Origin of the sequence: Nocardioides sp. GCM10027114 (assembly GCF_042659625.1) — a bacterium.
Classification (GTDB): Bacteria; Actinomycetota; Actinomycetes; order Propionibacteriales; family Nocardioidaceae; genus Nocardioides.
This window is the reverse complement of sequence record NZ_JBHSSS010000016.1, coordinates 57,599-64,050: the sequence shown is the minus strand read 5'-3', so window position 1 is coordinate 64,050 and position 6,452 is coordinate 57,599. Positions and strand designations below refer to the sequence as shown.

At 73.4% G+C, this 6,452-nt stretch carries 5 protein-coding genes; 3 read left to right on the top strand and 2 right to left on the bottom strand.

The genetic code is table 11. The features are described from left to right. Positions 1 to 89: 89 nt before the first annotated feature. A complete protein-coding gene (locus tag ACFP2E_RS08075; RefSeq protein ID WP_378522134.1) occupies positions 90 to 1,466 on the bottom strand; it encodes a DUF222 domain-containing protein in 1,377 nt (458 codons plus the stop codon). A gap of 613 nt (positions 1,467 to 2,079) precedes the next feature. On the opposite strand from ACFP2E_RS08075, the gene ACFP2E_RS08070 reads away from it, so the two are divergent. The 3 genes from ACFP2E_RS08070 (at position 2,080) to ACFP2E_RS08060 (ending at position 5,844) form a co-directional block, all read left to right on the top strand. Beyond that, a complete protein-coding gene (locus ACFP2E_RS08070; RefSeq protein ID WP_378522133.1) occupies positions 2,080 to 3,435 on the top strand; it encodes a dihydrolipoyl dehydrogenase family protein in 1,356 nt (451 codons plus the stop codon). Between the two features lie 139 nt (positions 3,436 to 3,574). Next, positions 3,575 to 4,780 carry a MinD/ParA family protein gene (locus tag ACFP2E_RS08065; protein ID WP_378522132.1) on the top strand — a complete coding sequence of 402 codons (1,206 nt, stop codon included), beginning with the start codon at positions 3,575 to 3,577 and terminating at the stop codon, positions 4,778 to 4,780. A 44-nt stretch (positions 4,781 to 4,824) separates the two neighbouring features. After that, complete coding sequence (locus ACFP2E_RS08060; protein ID WP_378522131.1) at positions 4,825 to 5,844, top strand: NADPH:quinone reductase; 1,020 nt, start codon at positions 4,825 to 4,827, stop codon at positions 5,842 to 5,844. A 13-nt stretch (positions 5,845 to 5,857) separates the two neighbouring features. On the opposite strand, the gene ACFP2E_RS08055 is transcribed toward ACFP2E_RS08060, so the two are convergent. Next, positions 5,858 to 6,271: a TIGR03618 family F420-dependent PPOX class oxidoreductase gene (locus ACFP2E_RS08055; protein WP_378522130.1), complete on the bottom strand. Its 414-nt coding sequence runs from the start codon at positions 6,269 to 6,271 to the stop codon at positions 5,858 to 5,860. Positions 6,272 to 6,452: the final 181 nt, after the last annotated feature.

Sequence of the window (6,452 nt, the reverse complement as noted above, 5' to 3'; positions counted from 1 at the left end):
GGTCGAGCCCGTCGAGACCCTTGGAACCGGGTCGGTGACATGCCCCTGCCCCCGCCGAGCGTGGCCTGGCGGGGTGTGGGGCGGGGCAGCTACTGCTCGGGCGGATCCGTGGACCGGTGCGCCTCGACGATGCGGCGCCGGCACGCTTCGGGGTCGGGGGTGACGTCGCGGGTTCCGGTCTCGTCGCGCAGGTAGGCGTGGCCGTGCGGTGAGCGCCAGAGGAAGACGCCGTCGTCGACGTGGGTGTGGGTCCAGCCGCCGTGGGTCTTGAGCCGGTGGTGCTTGCGACACAGGGCGGCGAGGTTGCACCGGCACGTCGGCCCTCCCGACTGCCCATGCGGAATGACGTGGTCGTGGTCGCAGGCCTTGGCCTTGCGGGTGCACCAGGGGAAGACGCAGTGGTGGTCGCGGTCGTCGACCAGGTCGGCCAGCCGGTCGGGCACCTCGTAGGCCCCCACGGGCGCGCAGCCGGTCGGGTCCACGACAGGCTTGACGACGATCTGGGCGTCGGGTGCCTGCAGCCAGCTCCTGATCTGGTCGGTGGTGACCGGGCACCGCATGCCTTCGACGCGGCCGAGCGGGCCGGCACCGGCCACGGCGTCCTCGGAGACGTGGATGACGAGCGTGATCTTGCGGCGGCGGGTGGGGCGTCGGTGCAGCCGCCGCGGCTCCTCACCCGGCTGCTTCTCGCTGAGATCGCCGGTGAGGTCGAGGGTCTGCGCGCCGCGGGCGAGCTCCCCGACCGCTTTGGACCGCCGCACGTCCAGCGACTCCTCGGAGCCGAGCTGGCGCAGCTGGGTGGCCAGGTCGGCCACGGCGTGCTCGAGATCCATCGCGTCGGCGGCGTCGAGGACACCGTGGACGTCGACGGTCCCGTCCAGGGTGGCCTGGTCGAGGTGGATGTCGAAGGACCGGTGGTCGGCCGACTTGCCGAAGCGCTCCTGGGCCAGGTCGGGGTCGTGGCGGGCGATGGCCTCCTCGACGAGGTCCTTGATCCGGGCCAGGCTGATCTTGTGCGCCACGTGGGCGACGAACCGGTCCACGAACTCCGCCGCGGTCGGGTTGAGGGCGATGGTGTGGCGGGCGATGTGCCGGGCCCGCCAGGCCGGCAGGTCCCCGTGGACCACGCGGCGCCACAGTCGCGGGAGTCGGTAGCGGAGCTCGACCGCCTCACCGAGGTGGGCGCGGCCGGAGTCGGTGGACATGCCGAGCGAGGCGGCCCATTCGGCGACGCAGAACTCGGTGATCAGCGGGGTGCCCTCGCCGGCGATCGGGACCGCGGTCTCGGACCCGTCGAGCTCGAACCCCGCGGCTTCGACGAGGGATTCCGCGGGGTGCTGGACCGCCCACTCCACCGCAAGCTGCAGCAGCCGGGACTCCTGGGCGTTGGCCTCGCGCCGTGATTCGCGGGCGGCAGCGAGCACCCCGGCCGGGGAGTCGAGGCTGTCGCACGCGGTGGCTGTCATGGGACTACTCAAGCAGCGACCACCGACAGTCCCGGCCCGGAAAGCCCGTGGTTGAGCCCATCTGAGGGAAGAAGAAGGTAAAGAAGTCGTAGACCGCAACCCGAGCCGGTGGTTGAGGTGCGAGGCGCCCCGGCGCCGAGCCTCGAAGCCCCGGAAGGGAGGCAGGGCCCCGACCACCGAGGCAACGGGTCTCGACGGGCTCGACCGGCGTGCGTCGCTGCCCTGCCTCGGCTGCGGGGGTTTCGAGGCTCGCTGCGCTCGCATGCGATGTCTTGAGACTTAATCCGTCCGCGATGTCCTGAGACTTCACACTCGCTGCGCTCGCACCTCAACCACCGGTGCCACTGTGTCTCGACGAGCTCGACTGGCGTGCGTCGCTGCCCTGCGCCTCTCGCCGGGTCTCGACGAGCTCGACCGGCTACATGGCCGCCCTGCCTCGGCTGCGGGGGTTTCGAGGCTAGCTGCGCTCGCACCTCAACCACCGGTGCCGCTGGGTCTCGAGGGGTTCGAGGGGCGTACATCGCCGCCGTGCCCACCTCACTGCGTCTTGACACGCTCGTCGCGCTCGCTGCTCGACCACCGGGATCACCGGGGTTCTGACAGGGTGGCGCCCATGACGCTGCACGAGGTCGATGTGGTGGTGCTGGGGCTGGGCCCGGGCGGGGAGTACGCCGCGCACAAGCTGTCGGAGGCCGGCCTGGACGTGGTCGGGGTGGAGCAGGGGCTCGTGGGGGGCGAGTGCCCGTTCTACGGGTGCATCCCGTCGAAGATGATGGTTCGCGCAGCGGACGCGCTCGCCGAGGCCCGGCGGGCCAACCACCTGGCAGGCGAGGTCGACGTCCGCCCCGACTGGGGCCCGGTGGCGCGGCGCATCGACAAGCAGGCCACCAACCACTGGAACGACGAGTCCCACGTGAAGCGGCTCGAGGGGGTCGGGGTCCGGATCGTCCGCGGCCACGGCAGCCTCGCCGGCCCGGGACGGGTGGTCGTCGACGGGACGTCGTACGCCGCCCGCCGCGGCGTCGTGGTCGCCACCGGCACCTGCCCGGCGGTGCCGGACATCGACGGCCTGGCGGACACCCCGTTCCTGACGAACCGGGAGATCGTGCGGACCACCGAGCTGCCGGAGTCGCTCGCGGTGATCGGCGGCGGCCCGATCGGTGTCGAGCTCGCGCAGGCGTTCGCGCGCTTCGGCAGCCGGGTCACCGTGATCGAGGCGGAGGACCGGATCCTGGGCCCCGAGGAGCCGGAGGCGGCTGCGGTGGTGGCCCGCGTCTTCCGGGACGAGGGCATCGAGGTCGTCACCGACGTGGACATCGATCGGGTGACCCACGACGGGAGCTTCCACGTCCACCTCGACGGTCGCACCGTCACCGCCCAGCAGCTCCTCGTCGCCGCCGGGCGCGACCCGCAGATCCACGACATCGGCCTGGAGACGGTCGGCCTCGACCCCGAGGCGTCGCACGTCGAGGTCGACGACCGGCTCCGCGCGGGGGAGCGGCTCTGGGCCGTGGGCGACATCACCGGCGTCGGGGCGTGGACCCACCTGGCGATGTACCAGGCGCGGGTCGCGGTGCGCGACCTGCTCGGGCAGGGCGGCCCGGCCGCGGACTACCGTGCGCTCAGCCGGGTGACGTTCACCGACCCGGAGGTCGGGTCCGTCGGGCTGACGGAGAGAGCGGCGCGGGAGGAGGGCCGCAGCGTGGTCACCGCGGTCGCCGACCTCGCCGAGTCCAGCCGCGGCTGGATCCGGCAGGTGGGCAACGAGGGCGTGGTCAAGCTCGTGGCCGACGCCGACCGCCAGGTGCTGGTGGGCGGCACGGTCGTGGGACCGTCGGGCGGCGAGGTCCTCGGCCTGCTCACCACCGCCATCCACGCCGAGGTCCCGCTCGAGACGCTGCGGGGCATGCACTTCGCCTACCCGACCTTCCACCGCGCGATCCAGGGTGCCCTCGACGACCTGGGGTGACTGGGCCGTTGTCCGGACCGGGGGTTTAGTTGCGGTCCGCACGGGTCATGGTGGGGGTACGACGTGGGTACCCGTGCCCTTGCCGGTGCCCGCGTCCGCGCCACCGGCGTGTGCACGTGCCCTGAGGGGGAGGAACCCGATGTCCCAGCACTACCGCGAGCCCGACACCAGCGAACGGCTCTACACCCACGACGAGCTCGCGGCGTACGCCCGCAGCCGGGCGCCGGAGCACGGCGACCCTCTCACCGACCCGCTCCTGGGGCACCGCGCGGCGGGAGAGCAGCCCGCTCAGCGGGCCGCGGCCCCCACCCGCGCGGCCGCACCGGCCCCCAGCCCCGCGGCCGCACCGGCCGCCGACGCCACGCAGCCGGCTCCCGCGCCCGACGACGCACCGGCCGAGCCCCGGCGGTTCATGACGGCCACCGACTTCCTCGACCGCCGCGCCGAGCAGACCGGCACCGGTCCCGCGACCTGGGGCTGGCGCGGCGCGGTCCGCCGCTGGACCGGCGGCGCGATCTCCCCGCGGATGGGGCGCGCCGAGCTCGAGTACGAGACCAGCCGCCGTTCCATCCAGCGCGACTTCGACGGCCCCCGCACCATCGCGTTCCTGAACCCCAAGGGCGGCGCCGCCAAGACGACCGGCGTGCTGGCGGCCGGCTTCACGTTCGGCACGGTCCGCGGCGGCGGCGTGGTCGCGTGGGACAACAACGAGACCCGCGGCACGCTCGGCATCCGCGGCATGCGCAGCACCCACCGCAACACCACGCGCGAGCTCCTCGAGGACCTCGAGAAGTTCAACGACGTCTACCAGGCGCGGATCGGCGACCTCGGTGCGTTCGTCCGCTCGCAGGGCGACGCCCACTTCGACGTGCTGGCCTCCGACGAGCGCCCCGACGTCACCGGCACGATCCGGGCCCAGGACTTCAGCGCCGTCCACCAGCTGCTCGAGCGGTTCTACCGGCTGATCCTCGTCGACACCGGCAACAACATGCGGGCCGAGAACTGGCTGGCCGCGGCCGAGACCGCGGACCTGCTCGTCGTCACCAGCACGGTGCGCGAGGACACCGGCTACAGCGGGCTCTGGATGCTCGACGCCCTCCAGGACGCCGGCTACGAGAACCTCAAGCACAAGACGGTGACGGTGCTCTCCGACCCGTCCTCCCACGTCGACCCGCAGCTGGCCCACGACCTGACCACCGTCTACGAGCAGCGCACCAAGGCGGTCTACCGGGTGCCCTACGACCCCGTCCTCGTCGACGGCTCCGTGGTGCCCTACGCCCAGCTCTCGTCCGGGACCCGGTCGGCGTGGCTGCGCGCCTGCGCCGGAATGGCCGAGCTGCTCTGAGACGACCGGCCGGCGGCGTGGCCCGGCCCCGGTAGCGTCGCCGCATGCGCGCCGTCGTCTACACCGAGACCGGACCCTCCTCCGTCCTGCGACTGGTCGACCGGGACCTGCCCGAGCCCGGGCCGGGCGAGGTCCGGGTCCGGTTGCTGCGGTCGGGCGTCAACCCCACCGACTGGAAGTTCCGGGTCGGGGGCATGCGCGGGCACGACGAGGTGACGCCGGGCCACGACGGCGCGGGGCTCGTCGACGCCGTCGGCCCGGGCGTCGAGGGCCTCGAGCCCGGAGACCGGGTCTGGCTGGTCCTCGCCAACCACGGCAAGGCGCACGGCACCGCTGCCGAGTACACCGTCCAGCCCGCCTCGAAGGTGGTGCGGCTGCCCGCCTCGGCGTCGTACGACCTGGGTGCCAGCCTCGGCGTCCCGGCGGTCACCGCCCACCGCGCGCTCACGGCCGCCGAGGACGGCCCCGCCCGGCTCGGCCCGGGCGCCCTCGACGGGAAGGTCGTGCTGGTCGCCGGGGGAGCGGGGGCGGTCGGCAACGCCGCCATCCAGCTCGCCCGCTGGTCCGGCGCCACCGTGGTGACCACGGTCAGCAGCGACGAGAAGGCGCGCCTCGCCCGGGCCGCCGGGGCGCACCACGTCATCGACTACCGGGCGGCCGGCGAGGACACCGCGCGGCGCATCCTCGAGGTGGCCCCCGGCGGCGTCGACATCGCGGTCGAGGTGGCACCGGCGCAGAACGCAGCGCTGGACATCGAGGTGGTCCGGGTCCACGGCCTGGTGTCGATCTACGCCAACAACGGCGGCGACGCCATGACCATGCCGCTGCGGGCGGCGTTCTCGAAGAACCTGCGCTTCCAGTTCCTGATCCTCTACACGCTCCACGAGGACCTGGTGCAGGCCGCCGTCGAGGACGTCAGCGCGGCCGTCGACGCGGGCGCACTCCGGGTCGGGGAGGAGGCCGGCCTGCCGCTCCACCACCACCCCCTCGAGGAGACCGCCGCCGCCCACGACGCCGTGGAGTCCGGCGCGGTCGGCAAGGTGCTCATCGACGTCGGCGACTAGCGGCCGAGCGCCCTCACGAGGAGGTCGCGGGCGCGCCCCAGCCGTGCCAGCGGTCGACCGCGATCCACGCGCTGACCCGCGGGCTCTCCCGGTCGCGGTAGGGCCGCCCGAAGTAGTGCTGGCTGAGCCGGTCGATGTCGGCCAGCCCCTCGTCGTCGACGATCTCGACGACCCGGCCGACCATCGAGACGTGGTTGTACCAGCTGGCCTCGTCGAGGACCGTCAGCGTGATGCGCGGGTCCCGCCGGAGGTGGTTCAGCCGCACCCGGGTGTGGTCCATGTTCACCAGCACCCGGTCGTCGTCCTCGAGCAGGTACCACGTCGCCACCGACACCGGGTGGCCGTCGGACCGCACGGTGCCGACCACGGCGGGGTTGGGCTTGCGCAGCAGCTCGCGGACGTGGTCGGGGAAGGGCAGCTCGGGCACGGGACCTCCGGGGCGAGGACGGGGCGGGACGACGCCGAAAGCGTAGGGACCGGCTCAATGTTCAGCCCGTGCTCGGCCCTTGCCCGGCCCGGCGACCGTGCCGTCCGCCGCGAACGCTGCTACCGTGACGCCCGATCGACATCCTTTAACGAGCCGTCCCGTGAGGCGGAGAAGGAGGTCC